This window comes from Streptomyces sp. NPDC051310 (assembly GCF_044455245.1).
Taxonomy (GTDB): Bacteria; Actinomycetota; Actinomycetes; order Streptomycetales; family Streptomycetaceae; genus Streptomyces.
In genome coordinates this window covers 266445-282336 of the sequence record NZ_JBITEO010000001.1, presented here as the reverse complement: position 1 = coordinate 282336, position 15892 = coordinate 266445, and the positions used below count along the sequence as shown (strand labels likewise).

The 15892-nt window shown below is 73.5% G+C and carries 16 protein-coding genes; 7 read left to right on the top strand and 9 right to left on the bottom strand.

The features are described from left to right. The first annotated feature begins 12 nt into the window (after positions 1 to 12). Entirely contained in the window at positions 13 to 840 is an 828-nt protein-coding gene (locus ACIA79_RS01320) for an EI24 domain-containing protein (protein ID WP_399425866.1), read from the top strand. Between the two features lie 6 nt (positions 841 to 846). Further along, positions 847 to 1458: a LysE family translocator gene (locus ACIA79_RS01315; protein ID WP_399425865.1), complete on the top strand. Its 612-nt coding sequence runs from the start codon at positions 847 to 849 to the stop codon at positions 1456 to 1458. On the opposite strand, the gene ACIA79_RS01310 is transcribed toward ACIA79_RS01315, so the two are convergent. Further along, complete coding sequence (locus tag ACIA79_RS01310) at positions 1445 to 2707, bottom strand: pyroglutamyl peptidase (protein WP_399425864.1); 1263 nt, start codon at positions 2705 to 2707, stop codon at positions 1445 to 1447. The two genes, ACIA79_RS01315 and ACIA79_RS01310, sit on opposite strands and share 14 nt — an antisense overlap. 33 nt (positions 2708 to 2740) lie before the next feature. After that, entirely contained in the window at positions 2741 to 3307 is a 567-nt protein-coding gene (locus tag ACIA79_RS01305) for a TetR/AcrR family transcriptional regulator (RefSeq protein ID WP_399425863.1), read from the bottom strand. A 153-nt stretch (positions 3308 to 3460) separates the two neighbouring features. On the opposite strand from ACIA79_RS01305, the gene ACIA79_RS01300 reads away from it, so the two are divergent. Further along, entirely contained in the window at positions 3461 to 5950 is a 2490-nt protein-coding gene (locus ACIA79_RS01300) for a beta-glucosidase H (RefSeq protein ID WP_399425861.1), read from the top strand. Here ACIA79_RS01300 and ACIA79_RS01295 read toward each other — a convergent pair. Then, on the bottom strand, positions 5940 to 6803 hold the full coding sequence (locus ACIA79_RS01295; RefSeq protein WP_399425859.1) for an SGNH/GDSL hydrolase family protein: 864 nt from the start codon (positions 6801 to 6803) through the stop codon (positions 5940 to 5942). The two genes, ACIA79_RS01300 and ACIA79_RS01295, sit on opposite strands and share 11 nt — an antisense overlap. A 250-nt stretch (positions 6804 to 7053) precedes the next feature. Between ACIA79_RS01295 and ACIA79_RS01290 the strand changes: the two genes are divergently transcribed. Continuing rightward, positions 7054 to 7548 (top strand): DUF3145 domain-containing protein, encoded by a 495-nt coding sequence (locus ACIA79_RS01290; RefSeq protein WP_399425857.1) that lies wholly within the window; start codon positions 7054 to 7056, stop codon positions 7546 to 7548. A 125-nt stretch (positions 7549 to 7673) separates the two neighbouring features. Here ACIA79_RS01290 and fabF read toward each other — a convergent pair whose 3' ends face one another. The 5 genes from fabF to ACIA79_RS01265 form a co-directional block, all read right to left on the bottom strand. Further along, positions 7674 to 8936 carry a beta-ketoacyl-ACP synthase II gene (gene fabF / locus ACIA79_RS01285; protein WP_399425855.1) on the bottom strand — a complete coding sequence of 421 codons (1263 nt, stop codon included), beginning with the start codon at positions 8934 to 8936 and terminating at the stop codon, positions 7674 to 7676. Positions 8937 to 9002: 66 nt separating this feature from the next. Further along, positions 9003 to 9251: an acyl carrier protein gene (locus ACIA79_RS01280; RefSeq protein WP_031069987.1), complete on the bottom strand. Its 249-nt coding sequence runs from the start codon at positions 9249 to 9251 to the stop codon at positions 9003 to 9005. A 94-nt stretch (positions 9252 to 9345) separates the two neighbouring features. Beyond that, complete coding sequence (locus ACIA79_RS01275) at positions 9346 to 10347, bottom strand: ketoacyl-ACP synthase III (protein ID WP_399425854.1); 1002 nt, start codon at positions 10345 to 10347, stop codon at positions 9346 to 9348. A 27-nt stretch (positions 10348 to 10374) separates the two neighbouring features. After that, positions 10375 to 11298, bottom strand: coding sequence for an ACP S-malonyltransferase (locus ACIA79_RS01270; RefSeq protein ID WP_399425852.1), 924 nt, complete (start codon positions 11296 to 11298; stop codon positions 10375 to 10377). Between the two features lie 100 nt (positions 11299 to 11398). Continuing rightward, the gene (locus tag ACIA79_RS01265) at positions 11399 to 12583 is read right to left on the bottom strand and encodes a PucR family transcriptional regulator (protein ID WP_399425850.1); all 1185 of its coding nucleotides are present in this window, start codon (positions 12581 to 12583) and stop codon (positions 11399 to 11401) included. A 92-nt stretch (positions 12584 to 12675) separates the two neighbouring features. Here ACIA79_RS01265 and ACIA79_RS01260 point away from each other — a divergent pair, with 92 nt between their 5' ends. After that, the gene (locus ACIA79_RS01260; RefSeq protein WP_399425849.1) at positions 12676 to 13335 is read left to right on the top strand and encodes a pirin family protein; all 660 of its coding nucleotides are present in this window, start codon (positions 12676 to 12678) and stop codon (positions 13333 to 13335) included. Between the two features lie 27 nt (positions 13336 to 13362). On the opposite strand, the gene ACIA79_RS01255 is transcribed toward ACIA79_RS01260, so the two are convergent. Next, entirely contained in the window at positions 13363 to 14205 is an 843-nt protein-coding gene (locus ACIA79_RS01255) for a serine hydrolase domain-containing protein (protein ID WP_399425847.1), read from the bottom strand. Positions 14206 to 14286: 81 nt separating this feature from the next. On the opposite strand from ACIA79_RS01255, the gene ACIA79_RS01250 reads away from it, so the two are divergent. After that, a complete protein-coding gene (locus ACIA79_RS01250; RefSeq protein WP_399425845.1) occupies positions 14287 to 14757 on the top strand; it encodes a MerR family transcriptional regulator in 471 nt (156 codons plus the stop codon). Continuing rightward, a complete protein-coding gene (locus tag ACIA79_RS01245; protein ID WP_399425844.1) occupies positions 14754 to 15773 on the top strand; it encodes an aldo/keto reductase in 1020 nt (339 codons plus the stop codon). Before ACIA79_RS01250 ends, ACIA79_RS01245 begins: the two co-directional genes overlap by 4 nt. The last annotated feature ends 119 nt before the right edge of the window (positions 15774 to 15892 follow it).

The following is a 15892-nucleotide window of genomic DNA, read 5'->3' as shown; positions in this document are numbered from 1 at the left end:
AGGCTGACCGGCATGCGTGATCTGAGGGTGGGCTTCGGCTATGTGATGAAGGGCCAGCGGTGGGTCGGCCGGCACGGACGGTGGTTCGGCTTCGGGCTGTTGCCCGGGCTGGTCACCCTGGTGCTGTACGCGGGGGCGCTGGTGGGCCTGGCGTACGGCGCCGACGACCTGACCGCGTGGGCGACACCGTTCGCCGACGACTGGTCGTCGCCCTGGCAGGGCCTGGTGCGCGGCTTCCTGACCGCCCTGGTCTTCGCCTTCGGCCTGTTCCTTGCGGTCATCACCTTTACCGCCGTCACGCTCCTCGTGGGGCAGCCGTTCTACGAGTCGCTCTCCGAGGCGGTCGACCGCAGCGAGGGCGGTGACGTCCCGCGGTCCGGTCTGCCGCTCTGGCGTGAGCTGTGGGTCTCCGCCCGCGACAGCCTGCGTGTCCTGGTCCGGGTGGCCTTCTACGGCGTCCTCCTCTTCGCCCTCGGCTTCATCCCGGTCGTCGGGCAGACCGTCGTCCCCGTGCTCGGCGTCTGCGTCTCGGGCTACTTCCTCGCCGAGGAGCTCACCGCGGTCGCGCTCCAGCGGCGCGGCGTCGCACTCAAGGAGCGCCTGGTCCTGCTCCGCGGCCGCCGCATGCTCACGCTCGGGTTCGGCGTCCCGCTGGCCCTTTCCTACCTGGTCCCGTTCGTCGCGGTGTTCCTGATGCCGGGCGCGGTGGCGGGCGCGACGCTGCTGGTCCGCGACCTGACGGCCCCGGCGGACCCGGACGCGGACCCGGCCGCCCCCCGGTCGGACGCCTCCGGCCCGCACCCCGCCCCGGCCAACCCGTACAGCACCCGCAAGGGCTGAGCCGCGATGACGGAACTGATCGCCGTGGCGGCCATCACGGTCCTCGCCGTCATCAGCCCGGGTGCCGACTTCGCCATGGTCGTGCGCAACAGCTGCCTGTACGGCCGTCCGACCGGCCTCTTCGCCGCGGCGGGTGTCGCGGCGGGTGTCCTCGTCCACGTCACCTACACGATGCTGGGCGTCGGCCTGCTGATCGCCGCCCACACCGAGCTGTTCACCGTCATCAAGCTCGCCGGCGCGGCGTACCTCGTCTACATCGGCCTGCGCACCTTCTTCGCCCGCGCGGACCTCACCGTCGACCTCGGGTCCAAGGCGGCGCTGTCCCGGTGGGGCGCGCTGCGCACGGGGTTCCTGACCAACGTCCTGAACCCCAAGACCACGCTCTTCGTGGTCTCCACCTTCACCCAGGTCGTCGGTCCGGACACCCCGCTGTGGCAGCAGGCGGGGTACGGGATGTTCATGTCGCTGGCGCACCTGGCCTGGTTCGCCCTGGTGGCCCTCTTCTTCTCCCACACCCGCCTGCGCACCTCGCTGCTCCGCGCCCAGAAGGCCCTGAACCGCACCATCGGCGCCACCCTGGTCGGCCTGGGCGTGACGCTCGGCGTCACTTCCCCCTGAGCGCCACCGCGACGATCGCCCGCACCTGCGCCGTGATGTCGGCGCGGTTGCGCAGGAACTCGGGGTCCGTCACCGCGTCGGTGTTGCCCGCCCCGAACTGGAGCACCGGCGTGTGCACATGGCCGCCGGGCAGCTCCGGCCGCCCCAGCCGGTCGCGCAGCAGGGTGGCGCGGTAGGCGATCTCGTTGGACAGGTAGTCGCCCCCGCCGCCCGCCCGGGCGGCGGAGCCGGGCGTCGGGCCGGCCGGGCGGACCACCGGGGTGGCCAGGCCCTGCGGGACCTCGGTCACCGTGGTGTTGTCGTACACCGGGAAGCGCCCCGTCGCCGCCGCCACGATGGCCCCGTACGGCAGGGTCGTCGTCGTCCACTGCGGCTGCGAGGCCGGGTCGGAGACCGGCACGGGCCCGGTGGAGGAGAGGTTCTCGTTGTCGGCGAAGCCGCCGCGCCAGGCGCCGTTGTACCGCTCGATGTCGAAGCGCCCGGGCCGGCCCTGGCTCACCGTCGTGAAGAGGTCCACGCGCGGCAGGTGCGGGCGCAGGGTGCGTTCGACCGTGCCGTCCGCGAAGTCCTGCCAGCGGACCGGGAAGACCGCCGTCTCGATCCGGGCCGGCGTCCCGTCCGCCGTGCGGACCAGGGTGCCGTCCAGGGCGAGGGCCGCCGCTCCCGACGGGTTGCTGATGCGGATGTCGCGGTCCAGCGTGAACGGGTCGAACCCCGTCACGAGGACGCGCTTGACGCCCTTGCCGGGCGGGAAGCGGATCGCGTCCTGGCCGCGGGAGGCGGTCTCCAGCCGCTCCAGGAGCCGGGCCCGCGCGTCGGCGGGCAGGCCGAAGGCAGGCTGCCACCCGCGCAGTTCCCGCGTCAGGGACAGCCGCGCCCAGTACAGCGGGCGGTCGTCGTCCCGGCTCAGGTCGCCCCCGGCGGGGCCGCGCCCCTGCACCCGGTCCACCGCCCGCTGCCACAGACGGGCACCGTGCCGTACGACGGCGCGCTCGGCCGCCCCGTACGAGCGGGAGACGCCGAGGGCGGCGCGGAACTCCGCCGCCGCGGTGCCGAATCCGCTGCGCCGCAGGATCTCCTGCGGTACGGCCCGGTCGAGGCGGGCCTCCTCGGCGGTGGGGGGCGCGGCGGCCGGCGCGGCCGCCGACGCGGGGCCGGGGGCGACGAGGGCGAGGGCCGGCAGCGCCAGCAGGGCCGCGGCTAAGCGGGCCAGGGGGAGCGCACGGCGCACACGGGATGCACGGGACACGGGGAAGCCATCCTTCCGTCGGGTCCCGGCACGCTACCGCGCGCCCAACAGCCCCAGAAAGTCCCGGAAAGCAGCCGGCATGTCCACCGACTCGGGGTCCAGCAGCCACTGGTACTGCAACCCGTCCATCACCGCCGTCAGCAGCGGCGCCGCCTGCTCCGGTGTCAGACCGCCCGGCAGCCGGTCCCCGTACTCGGCCCGCAGGACGCTCGCCATCTCCTCGCGCACCTGGGCGTAGCGCCGGGTGAAGAACGCGCGCGCCGGGTGATCCTCCGTCACGCTCTCGCCGAGCAGGGCGGAGAAGGTCTGCACGATGCCCGGCCGCATGGCGTTGTAGTCCACCAGGGCTCCCAGCAGGTCCAGCCGCCAGCCCTCCCGCGTGCCGCCGCCGGTGTCCCACTGATCGCGCTCCTCCAGGACCGCGACCAGCAGCGCCTCCTTGGTGGGGAAGTAGTGCAGAAGCCCCTGCTGGGTGAGGCCGACCCGCTCGGCGACCGCGCCCAGGGTCGCGCCCCGGTAGCCGCGCTCGGCGATCACTTCCAGGGCGGCGCGCAGGATCTCCGCCCGCCGCTCCTCGCTCCTGGCCCTGGCCGCTGCCATCGCCCCGGTCCCTTCGTCGTGTCGCTGCGCGTCAGACCGTACGGCATCCACCGGACCCGTGTATCACGGAAGCGTAACGTCACCTACCGGTCTACCGGTCGGTGCGCCAGCATGAGCGGCACCCGCACGGCACCCCGATGAGGAGGCACCACGGTGACGGAACACGAACCGTGTCAGGAGCAGGTCCGCGAAGAGGCCGTGGAGGCCGCGCTCGGCAAGCTGGACCTGGACGCGAAGACGCGGCTCCTGGCCGGTCAGGACATGTGGTCGCTGCCGGCCCTGCCCCGGATCGGCCTCGCCTCCCTCGTCCTGTCCGACGGCCCGGTCGGCGTGCGCGGGGTGCGCTGGACCGCCGACGACCCGTCGGTGGCCCTGCCGTCACCGACCGCCCTGGCAGCCACTTGGGACCCCGGCCTCGCCCGCCGCGCCGGCCGGCTCCTCGCCCAGGAGGCCCGCCGCAAGGGCGTCCACGTCCTGCTCGCGCCCACCGTCAACCTGCACCGCTCCCCGCTGGGCGGCCGCCACTTCGAGGCGTACAGCGAGGACCCGTACCTCACCGGCGCGATCGGCACCGGGTACGTCCTCGGCGTCCAGGACGGCGGCGTCGCCACCACTGTCAAGCACTTCGTCGCCAACGACGCCGAGACCGACCGCTTCACCGTCGACAACGTGATCGCGGGCCGGCCGCTGCGCGAGCTCTACCTCGCCCCCTTCGAGACGATCGTCAGGAACGCCCGCCCCTGGGGCATCATGACCGCGTACAACCAGGTCAACGGCTGCACCATGACCGAGCACCACCACCTGGTGAACGAGGTCCTGCGCGCCGAGTGGGGCTTCGACGGCTGCAACGTCTCCGACTGGACGGCCGCCCGCGACACCGGGCGCGCCCTCGCCGGCGGCCTCGACGTCGCCATGCCCGGACCCGGCACCGTGTACGGCGAGGCCCTCGCCGCCGCCGTGCGGGCGGGGGAGGCCGACGAGAGCGCCGTCGACGCGGCCGTGCGCAACGTGCTGCGCCTCGCCGCCCGCGTCGGCGCCCTGGAGGGCGTGCGGCCGGCCGTCACCGAACCTCCGCCGCCCCTCGACGGCGGCGCCCTCGCCCGGGAGATCGCCCACCGCTCCTTCGTCCTCCTGCGCAACGACCGCGGCGCCCTGCCCCTCCCGCCCGGCCGCACGGTCGCCCTCATCGGCGCCGCCGCCCGCGACGCCCGCGTCCTCGGCGGCGGCTCCGCCGAGGTCTTCCCCGACCACGTCGTCTCCCCGCTCGACGGCCTCACCGCCGCCCTCCCGCCCGGCGCGCTGACGTACGCGACCGGCGCCGACCCCGACGACGAACTCGCTGCCGCCGGATTGGGCTTCGCGCTCCGGGCCGTCTGCCGCGACGCCCGCGGCACCGTCCTCGGCGCCTGCCCGCTGCCCAGCGGCCAGGTCCGGTGGATCGGCGACGACCTGCCCGGCGGCGTCACCCGCGACACCCTGCACAGCGTCGAGATCACCGGCACGTTCACGCCCCGCGAGAGCGGCGAGCACGCCTTCGGCACGCGCGGCCTCGGCGCCTTCACGCTCACCGTCGCGGGCCGGACCCTCTACGACGGCGTCCAGGGGATGGGCGACGAGGCCGACCCGTTCGAGGCGTTCTTCGGCGCCCCGACCGAGCGCGGAACGGTCGCCCTCACCCAGGGCGTCCCCGTCGAGGTGTCCCTCCTGCACCCGCTCGGCGGCGCCCCCGCCGCGCCGCTGCCCGCCGTGCTGTTCTCGCTCGTCCACCTCCGCCCGCGCCGCGACCCCGACGAGCTGATCGCCGAAGCCGTCGAGGCCGCCCGCTCCGCCGACACGGCGGTCGTCGTGGTCGCCACCACCGAACGCGTCGAGTCCGAGGGCTTCGACCGCCGCGACCTGCGGCTGCCCGGCCGCCAGGACGAGCTCGTCCGGGCCGTCGCCGCCGCCAACCCCGACACGGTCGTCGTGGTCAACGCCGGCTCCCCGGTCGAGATGGACTGGCGCGACGACGTCGCGGCCGTCCTGCTCGGCTGGTTCCCCGGCCAGGAGGGCGGCGCCGCCCTCGCCGACGTCCTCCTCGGTGCCGAGGAGCCGGGCGGCCGTCTGCCCACCACCTGGCCGGCCGCCCTCGCCGACGCCCCCGTCACCGAGGTCACCCCCACCGACGGCACCCTCGCCTACACCGAGGGCCTCTTCATCGGCTACCGCGCCTGGGAGCGGGCCGGCACGAGCCCCGCGTACCCCTTCGGGCACGGCCTCGGCTACACCACCTGGGAGTACGAGTCCCTCGACGTCACCCCGCAGTACGCCACGGTCCGCGTCCGCAACACCGGCGCCCGCGGCGGCCGCGAGGTCGTGCAGCTCTACGCCGCCCCGATGACCGACACCGTCGAGCGCCCGGCGCGCTGGCTGGCCGGCTTCGCCGGCGTCGAGGCCGGTCCGGGCGAGGCGGTGGACGTGGAGATCCCGCTGCCGCGCCGCACCTTCGAGATCTGGGACGAGGAAGCCGGGCGGTGGACCGCCGTCGCCGGGACCTACGAACTGCAGGCCGGACGCTCGGTCGCCGACCGCCGGCTGAGCGCCACCCTGGAGGTCCGGGCGGAAGCGGGCGACGGCCCGGCCGCGCCCCGCGTCACGCCGTGACGACGCGGTACGCGATCTCCGCCAGCCGCTCCTGGCCGTTGCGGCTGGGGTGGAACCAGTCCCACGGGCTCAGCTGCTCACCGGTGAAGCGGTAGGAGAACACCGCGCCGCCGTCGTACCGGCAGCGCGCGTCCTTCGCGCAGACGTCCCGCAGGACCGTGTTGTACGCCCTCACCCGCTCGTCGACCCGGGCACGCCGCTGCGCGGCGGAGGTGCCCAGGTCGTCGGCGTCGGCCAGCATCGAACGGCACAGGCCGAACTTCCAGATCTGCTTGCCGAGGGGGTTGCCGCGCCCTTCGGACCACAGGCGCTTGAGGTCGGGGACGCTGGAGACGTAGACCTGCGTGGTGGGGGAGACCTCGCGCAGCTCCCGCATGGCCTGCTCGAAGGAGGCACGGAAGTCGGCGACCGGGGTCATCAGACGGGCGGAGTCCCGGCAGGCGTCGTTGGCCCCCGCCATCACCGTGACCAGGCCGGGCTTCCTCGCGGCGGCCCGCGCCATCTGCCCGGGCAGCTCGGCCATCCGGGCCCCCGAGCGGGCGAAGTTCCAGCCGGGGATGCCCAGCCGCGTGGCGAGGCTCTTCACCTGCTCGTCGGTGCCCGTCGCCCAGGACGCCCTGGGGCAGTCGGCCAGTACGACACACGCGTTCAGGCCCCGCGTGATGGAATCGCCCACCGCGGCGACGGACGCCGGACTGCGGTCCCACACGGGCGTGGGGGAGGGCGACGGGCGGGGTGACGCCCTGCGTGCGCCGCCCTCTGACGGCGTGTCGCACCCGGTCAGCGCGGCCGCGGCCACCACAACCGCCGTCACCCACATGGCTACGGCGGAACGCACGCGTATGGCGGGCATCCTCCTGGCCCTTTCCTCGGAGTCCTGGCGAGTGAAAGCTTGGTGTCATCGGCCCATGGGACCGACCGTACGTCATACCGATGGCCCTGGCGCACGGTAGCTTTTCCCCGTCGAACCTGAAGCGCCCCGGCCAACCGGCTCCGGTAAATTACATCACGTCACATGCTGTCCCTTTTGCGGAGTTTCGCTCCCGATGCTGTTTACTGAGGCCGCTGGGAAAGGCGAACCTCGTCCCACACTGGAGGTCCCGGTGACGACACGTGGAGTCCTGTACGTACACTCCGCACCGCGCGCGCTGTGCCCGCACGTCGAATGGGCGGTGGCGGGCGTGCTCGGTGCACGGGTCCAGCTCGACTGGATCCGGCAGCCGGCCTCCCCGGGCACCTGGAGAGCCGAGTTCTCCTGGCAGGGCGAACCGGGCACCGCCTCCAAACTGGCCTCCGCGCTGCGCGGCTGGCAGATGCTCCGCTTCGAGGTGACCGCCGAACCGTGCCCCACCGCGGAGGGCGAGCGCTACAGCGCCACGCCCGACCTGGGCATCTTCCACGCGGTGACCGGCATCCACGGCGACATCCTGGTCCCCGAGGACCGTCTGCGCGCCGCCCTGGCCCGCTCCGCGCAGGGCGAGACGCAGCTGGAGGCGGAGATCGCCAAACTGCTCGGCAAGCCCTGGGACGACGAGCTGGAGCCCTTCCGCTACGCCGGCGAGGGCGCCCCCGTCCGCTGGCTGCACCAGGTCGTCTGACCCTCCCGCCCCGCCCGGCCGCCCCTCCCGGCCGTCCCCGCACACGGCCCCCGGAACACGACGACGGGCCCGCCCCCGATCGGGGGCGGGCCCGTCCTCATGCGCCCGGTGCGCCTGCCGCGAGGTCAGACCGTGCGGAAGGCGAGGACCACGTTGTGGCCGCCGAAGCCGAACGAGTTGTTGATCGCGGCGATCGTGCCGTCCGGCAGCGCGCGCGGCTCGTCACGGACGACGTCGGCGTCGACCTCCTCGTCCAGCTCGTCGACGTTGATCGTCGGCGGGGCCGTGCGGTGGTACAGCGCCAGGACCGTCGCGACGGTCTCGATGCCGCCCGCGCCGCCCAGCAGGTGCCCCGTCATCGACTTGGTGGCCGACACGGCGACGTGGTCCAGGTCGTCGCCCAGGACCTTGCGCAGCGCCTTCACCTCGGCGACGTCACCCTGAGGGGTGGACGTGGCGTGCGCGTTGAGGTGCACGACCTCGGACGGCTTCAGGTCGGTGGTGTCCAGCAGGTTCTGCAGCGCGGCGGCGATGCCGCGGCCCGTCGGCTCGGGCTGCGCGATGTGGTGGCTGTCGGCCGACAGGCCCTGGCCCAGCACCTCGCAGTACACCCGGGCGCCGCGCGCGGCGGCGTGCTCGGCGGACTCCAGGATGACGACACCCGCGCCCTCGCCGAGGACGAAGCCGTCACGGCCCTTGTCGTACGGGCGCGACGCCTTCTCGGGCTCGTCGTTGTTCTTGGACATCGCCATCATGTTGGCGAACGCGGCGACCGGCAGCGGGTGGATCGCCGCCTCGGTGCCGCCCGCGACGACCACGTCGGCGCGGCCGGTACGGATCATCTCGACCGCGTAGCCGATCGCCTCGGCGCCCGACGCGCACGCCGAGACCGGGGTGTGGACGCCCGCCTGGGCGTTCACCTCCAGGCCGACGTTGGCGGAGGGGCTGTTGGGCATCAGCATCGGCACGGTGTGCGGGGAGACGCGGCGTACGCCCTTCTCCTTCAGCACGTCGTACTGGTCGAGCAGGGTGGTCACACCACCGATGCCGGAGGCGATGACGGAACCCAGCCGCTCGGGCCGGATCTTCTCGTCCTCGCCCGCGGGGGCGGTGTAACCGGCGTCGGCCCACGCCTCGCGCGCCGCGATCACGGCGAACTGCGCCGAGCGGTCCAGCTTGCGGGCGAGCGGGCGGGGCAGGACCTCGCCCGGATCGACGGCCGCGGGGGCCGCGATACGGACGGGCATGTCGGCGAAGCGGTCACCCTCGAGGGGCTTGACGCCGGAGCGTCCCGCCAGCAGACCTTCCCAGGTCGAGGCGGAGTCGCCACCCAGCGGTGTGGTTGCGCCGATACCGGTGACGACCACGGTGCGATTGGTCGGGCTCACAGGAATTCTTTCTCCACGTGTATGAGGTATGCGTGAATGCGGCGCCACCGCCGGGTGGCGAACCGATCAGCCCTGGTGCTTCAGGATGTAGTCGGCAGCGTCGCCGACCGTCTTGAGGTTCTTGACGTCCTCGTCGGGGATCTTGACGTCGAAGCGCTCTTCGGCGGCGACGACGACCTCGACCATGGACAGCGAGTCGACGTCCAGGTCGTCGGTGAAGGACTTGTCCAGCTGGACGTCCTCGACCGGGATGCCGGCGATCTCGTTCACGATCTCCGCGAGACCTTCGACGATCTCTTCCTGAGTGGCGGCCATGTGGCGCTCCTTCGGTGTGTTTCTCAGAGGGTGTTTCTCGGGGGTGTGAGGCCGGTCGTCCGGACCGCTTCCGCGGAAGGAACCGGACTGGTGCCTAGGGGAGGGTAACCACCGTCGCGGCGTAGACGAGACCCGCCCCGAAGCCGATGACGAGCGCGGTGTCGCCGCTCTTCGCCTGCCCGGTCGCCAGAAGCCGCTCCATCGCGAGCGGGATCGAGGCGGCCGAGGTGTTGCCGGTGGTCTCCACGTCACGGGCGACCGTGACGTGCTCCGGCAGCTTCAAGGTCTTCACCATCGAGTCGATGATCCGCATGTTGGCCTGGTGCGGAATGAAAACGTCCAGGTCGGCGGCGGTGATGCCGGCGGCGTCCAGCGCCTGCTGGGCGACCTTCGCCATCTCGAAGACGGCCCAGCGGAACACCGCCTGGCCTTCCTGCGTGATGGCCGGGAACCGCTCGACCTCGCCGTCGCGGTAGTCCGTCCACGGCACGGTCTGCTTGATGGTCTCGGACTTGTCGCCCTCCGAACCCCACACGGTCGGGCCGATCCCGGGCTCCGTCGCGGGGCCGACGACGACCGCGCCGGCGCCGTCGCCGAACAGGAAGGCCGTCGCCCGGTCCTCCAGGTTCGTCAGGTCGCTGAGCCGCTCCACGCCGATGACGAGGACGTACTCGGCGGAGCCCTCGACCACCATGCCCTTGGCGAGGGTGAGGCCGTAGCCGAAGCCGGCGCAGCCCGCCGAGATGTCGAACGCCGCCGGCTTCTTCGCGCCGATCTTGTCGGCGATCTCGGTGGCGACGGCCGGGGTCTGCTTGAAGTGCGAGACGGTGGAGACGATCACACCGCCGATCTGCTCCGGGGCGAGCCCGGCGTCCGCGATGGCCTTCCCGGCCGCCTCGACCGACATCGCCGTCACGGTCTCCTCCGGGGAGGCCCAGTGACGGGTGGCGATGCCGGAGCGCGAACGGATCCACTCGTCGGACGAGTCGATCGTCTCCAGGATCACCTCGTTGGGCACGACCCGGGTCGGACGGTAACCGCCGACACCCAGGATCCGTGCGTACGGGGCGCCCTGGCTGGGCTTGATCTTCGCCATGCTCTGTGGCTCCTTGTTCAGGCGGCGTCAGGCGGCGGGTCGGGCGTGCTCGGCGATGAGCTCGCGCGCCGCGTCGAGGTCGTCCGGCGTCTTCAGCGCGAGCGTCGCGACACCCGGCAGGGCGCGCTTGGCGATGTTGACGAGGGTCCCGCCGGGGCACACCTCGACCAGCGCGGTGGCACCGAGCTGCTGGAACGTTTCCATGCACAGGTCCCAGCGGACCGGATTGGCCACCTGGCCCACCAGACGGGCGACGACGTCGGCGCCCGAGGTGACGGTCCTGCCGTCCTTGTTGGACACGTACGGCACGGCCGGGTCGGCCACCGTGAGGTCGTCCGCCACCTGCCGGAGCGTGGCCACCGCGGGCGCCATGTGCTGCGTGTGGAACGCGCCCGCCACCTTCAGCGGCACCACGCGGCGGACGCCCTCGGGCTTGTCCTGCGCCAGCGCGGCGAGCTGCTCCATCGTGCCGGCCGCGACGATCTGCCCGGCGCCGTTGACGTTCGCCGCGGTCAGACCGAGCTTCTCCAGGTGCGGAACCGTCACCTCGGGGTCGCCGCCGAGCAGCGCCGACATCCCGGTCTCGGTGACGGCGGCGGCCTCCGCCATCGCCAGCCCGCGGCTGCGCACGAACCGGAGCGCGGCCGTGTCGTCGAGCACCCGCGCGAACGCGGCGGCGGCGATCTCACCGACGCTGTGACCGGCCACGGCACCCGGGGTGACGTCCCCGAGCGCGGAGGCGGACAGCAGCGCGGCGGCCACCAGCAGCGGCTGGGCGACGGCCGTGTCGCGGATCTCGTCCGCGTCGGCCTTCGTGCCGTAGTGGACGAGGTCGAGCCCGATGGCCTCGGACCAGGCGCCGAGACGGTCGGCGGCACCGGGGAGGTCGAGCCAGGGGGTCAGGAAGCCGGGCGCCTGAGCGCCTTGGCCGGGAGCGACGAGTACGAGCACCCTCACACTCTCTCTTGTGGACGGTCCTAGGCGCCCGTGGAGATTGGGACGAAGAACCGTCGGGCGAATTGTTGGCCTTCGACAAAAGTCTAGGCGCGGGTCACATCTGGATGTCCGCTTCGGCCAGCCGCCCCAGGATCAGGGCGATCCGGAGCGTGAAGGCCGACCGTACGTCGGAGGGCGACCATCCGGTGACGTCCGTCACACGTCGCAGCCGGTAGCGGACGGTGTTGGGGTGGACGAACAGCATCCGCGCGGCGCCCTCCAGACTGCTCGCTTGCTCCAGGTAGACGCTCAGCGTCTCCAACAGAGCGGAGCCGGCCTCCTCCAGCGGTCTGTAGATGTCCTCCACCAGCTGCTCCCGCGCCGACGGGTCACCGGCGATCGCGCGCTCCGGCAGCAGATCGTCCGCCAGCACCGGCCGCGGCGCATCCTGCCACGCCGTACACGCCTTCAACCCGGCTGCCGCGGCCTGCGCGGACCGGGTCGCCGCCAGCAGGTCCGGCACGATCGGGCCCGCCACGACCGGACCCGCCGCGTACGGGCCGATCAGCGCCTTCGCCACGTGCAGCGGGTTGTCGTTGCCACCCGCGATGACCACGAGCCGGTCGCCCAGCACACCGGTGAGGACCTGGAGCTTGGCGTGCCGCGCCGCCCGCCGGATCGCCTCCACCGTCAGTTCGCTGTCCCCGTCCGGGGCGGTGCCGAGGATCACGCACACGTGGTCGGGGGAGTTCCAGCCCAGCGCGGCGGCGCGGGACACGGCGCCCTCGTCGGCCTCGCCCGACAGCACGGCGTTGACCACCAGCGACTCCAGCCGGGCGTCCCAGGCGCCGCGGGCCTCGGCGGCCTGCGCGTACACCTGCGCCGTCGCGAAGGCGATCTCCCGCGCGTAGACCAGCAGCGCCTCGCGCAGCACCGACTCGTCGCCGGGCGCCGCGACCTCCTCGATCGCCGATTCCATGACCTCGATCGTCGTGCGCACCATCTCGACGGTCTGGCGCAGCGTGATCGCCCGGGTCAGCTCGCGCGGCGCCGTGCCGAAGACGTCCGTGGAGATGGCCTGAGGGGTCTCCGGGTGCCGGAACCACTCCGTGAACGCGGCGATACCGGCCTGGGCCACCAGACCGATCCACGACCGGTTCTCCGGGGGCATCGCCCGGTACCAGGGCAGCGTCGCGTCCATGCGGGCAATGGCGCTCGCCGCGAGCCGCCCGGAGGACTGCTCCAGGCGCTTGAGGGTCGCGGAATGCGAGTGGGCGTCGTTCGCTGCGGGTTCAGGCACGGGACAAGACTGCCTTATCGGGACGGGCGAGTGACCGGCCGGGCCGGATTCCCGCCCGCACCGCCCCGGCACCCCTGTTCTAGGGTGGGCCCGTGATGGATGTACGGCGCTCAGGCGACCGCTACCGCGGGGGCGATCCCGGTGCCGGGATCGAGACCCTGCACGCCTTCTCCTTCGGGCGCTTCTACGACCCGGACAACCTCCGCTTCGGCGCGCTCCTCGCGTGCAACGAGGAGCGCCTCGCCCCCGGCGCCGGCTTCGCCGAGCACCCGCACAGCCACACCGAGATCGTCACGTGGGTCGTCGAGGGCGAACTGACCCACCGCGACTCGGCCGGCCACGCCACGGTGGTCCGCCCCGGCGACGTGCAGCACCTCAGCGCGGCGAGCGGGGTGCGCCACGAGGAACGCAACGACGGCGAGCAGCCCCTCACCTTCGTGCAGATGTGGCTCGCACCCCGGGAGCCCGGCGGGGAGCCGTCGTACGACATGGTGCCCGCCGGCGCCGGCCCGGCGCCATATGCCGTGCCGGCGGCCGGCGCGACGCTGCACGTACGGCGCCTCGCCGCGGCGGGCGAGCGCGCGGACGTGCCGGACGCGCCCTTCGCCTACGTGCACGTGGTGCGCGGAAGGGTGGCGCTCGGCGGTGCGGAACTGGGACCGGGCGACGCGGCCCGCGTCACCGGCGCCCGGGGCCTGGAGCTGACCGCGCTCGCGCCGTGCGAAGTCCTCGTCTGGGAGATGACCGCCTGAGGCCCGGGCGGCCGGCCCGGCCCCCGCTCAGGAGGCGCGCAGCTCCGCCAGCACCGCGTCCGTGAAGGCCGGCCACGCCTCGATCGCCCACGGCCCGAAGTCCCGGTCCGTCAGGGCGACACAGGCGCCGCCCGTGCCGTTCCCGCCCGCCGCTCCGGCGTCGGGGTCGATCCACAGGAACGTGCCCGACTGCCCGAAGTGCCCGAACGTCCGCGGCGAGGACGAAGCCCCCGTCCAGTGCGGCGACTTGGAGCCCCGGATCTCGAAGCCGAGGCCCCAGTCGTTGGGCCGCTGGTGGCCGTAGCCCGGCAGGATGCCGGTCAGCCCCGGGTGCACCACCGACATGGCCTCCAGCACGGTGCGCGCGTCCAGCAGCCGCGGCGCCTGCACCTCGGCCGCGAAGCGCACCAGGTCGTCGACGGTCGAGACGCCGTCCTTCGCCGGAGAGCCGTCCAGCGTCGTGTCGGTCATGCCCAGCGGCTCCAGCACCGCCTGGCGCAGGTACTCCGCGAACGGGATGTCCGTCGCCTTCGCGACGTGGTCGCCGAGCACCTCGAAACCGGCGTTGGAGTAGATCCGCCGCGTCCCCGGCTCCGCCATCACCCGGTGCTCGTCGAACGCCAGGCCCGACGTGTGCGCGAGCAGGTGCCGCACCGTGGACCCCTCGGGCCCGGCCGGCTCGTCCAGTTCGACCGCCCCCTCCTCGTACGCGACCAGCACGGCGTACGCGGCGAGCGGCTTGGTGACCGAGGCCAGCGGGAAGCGGCGCCCCGTGGGGCCGTGCGCGCCGGCCACCGTTCCGTCCGCGCGGACGACGGCGGCGGCCGCGGTGGGGACGGGCCAGTTCTCGATCATCGCCAGGCTCTGCATGCGTATGAGCGTATCGCCGGGCCGCCGCGCCGCGGATCCGGCCTTGCCTGGAGTGCACTCCAACCTCTTAGCGTGGAGGCCATGACGGTGATCGAGAGCACCCCCGCACGGACGCCGCCCGCCGGCATCTGCACCGCCCCGCCCCCGCCGCACCCCCGCCCCGACGGGCGGGACCGCTACACCATCAGCGAGGTCTCCGCCTGGACCGGGCTGACCGTCCACACGCTGCGCTGGTACGAGCGGATCGGGCTGATGCCGCACATCGACCGGTCGCACACCGGCCAGCGCCGGTTCACCAACCGGGACCTGGACTGGCTCACGTTCGTCGGCAAACTGCGGCTGACCGGCATGCCGGTCGCCGACATGGTGCGGTACGCCGAACTGGTGCGCGAGGGCGAGCACACCTTCGAGCAGCGCCAGGAGCTGCTGGAGCGGACGCGCAGGGACGTGCGGGCGCGGATCGCGGAACTCCGCGACACGCTCGCCGTTCTCGACCACAAGATCGATTTCTACGCGGGCGCCCGCGACCGGGCCCCGGAGAGGACCGCATGAGCATCCAGAGGATCGCGACGGTACGCCTGGGCACGGGCGGAGGCCCCGAGGTGGGCGTCCAGGGCTTCGGCGCCATGGGCATCAGCGAGTTCTACGGCGACACCGACGAGGCCGCCGCCCGCGACACCCTGGACGCCGCCCTGGAGGCGGGCGTCACCCTGATCGACACCGCCGACGTCTACGGCCGGGGCGCCAACGAGGAGTTCCTCGCACCGTTCGTCGCCGCCCACCGCGACGAGATCACCCTGGCGACGAAGTTCGCGATCGAGCGCACCGACGACCCGCACTACCGGGGCGTCCGCAACGACCCCGCGTACATCAGGTCCTCCGTCGAGGGCAGCCTGCGCCGCCTCGGCGTCGACGTCATCGACCTCTACTACATGCACCGCCGCGACCCCGCCGTACCGCTCGCCGAGTCCGTCGGCGCCATGGCCGAGCTGGTGCGCGAGGGCAAGGTCAAGTACCTCGGGCTGAGCGAGGTGACCGGCGCGGAGCTGCGCGAGGCGCACGCCGTGCACCCGATCACCGCGCTCCAGTCGGAGTGGTCGCTGTTCAGCCGGGACGTCGAGCGCAGCGCGGTCGGCGCGGCGGCCGAGCTCGGCGTGGCGTTCGTGCCGTACTCGCCGCTCGGCCGCGGCTTCCTCACCGGCGCCTTCACCGATGCGGCGAAGGACCTGTCCGGCAGCGACTTCCGGCAGTTCCAGCCCCGCTTCTCCGGCGACAACGCCCGCCGCAACGCCGAGCTGCTCGCCCCCCTCCGCACCATCGCCGAAGCGCACGGGGCGACCGCCGCGCAGATCGCGCTGGCCTGGGTGCAGCAGCGGGCGGCCGTGCACGGCCTGACCGTCGTGCCGATCCCCGGCACCCGCAAGCGGGCCCGGCTGCTGGAGAACGCCGCGGCCACCCGCATCACGCTCGGCGCCGACGAACTGGCGCTGCTGGAGCCGATCGCCGCGCAGGTGGCCGGGGACCGCTACCCCGACATGACCTTCACCTCCGCGGCCCGCGAGGCGTAGCCCTTCACGCCGAGCCGCCGGGCCGCCGAGCCGCCGGGCCGCCGGGCCGCCGAGCCGCCGGGCCTCGGACCCCCGGGATCCCGGACTCCTGGGACCCCGGACTCCTGTGGCCCCGCGAC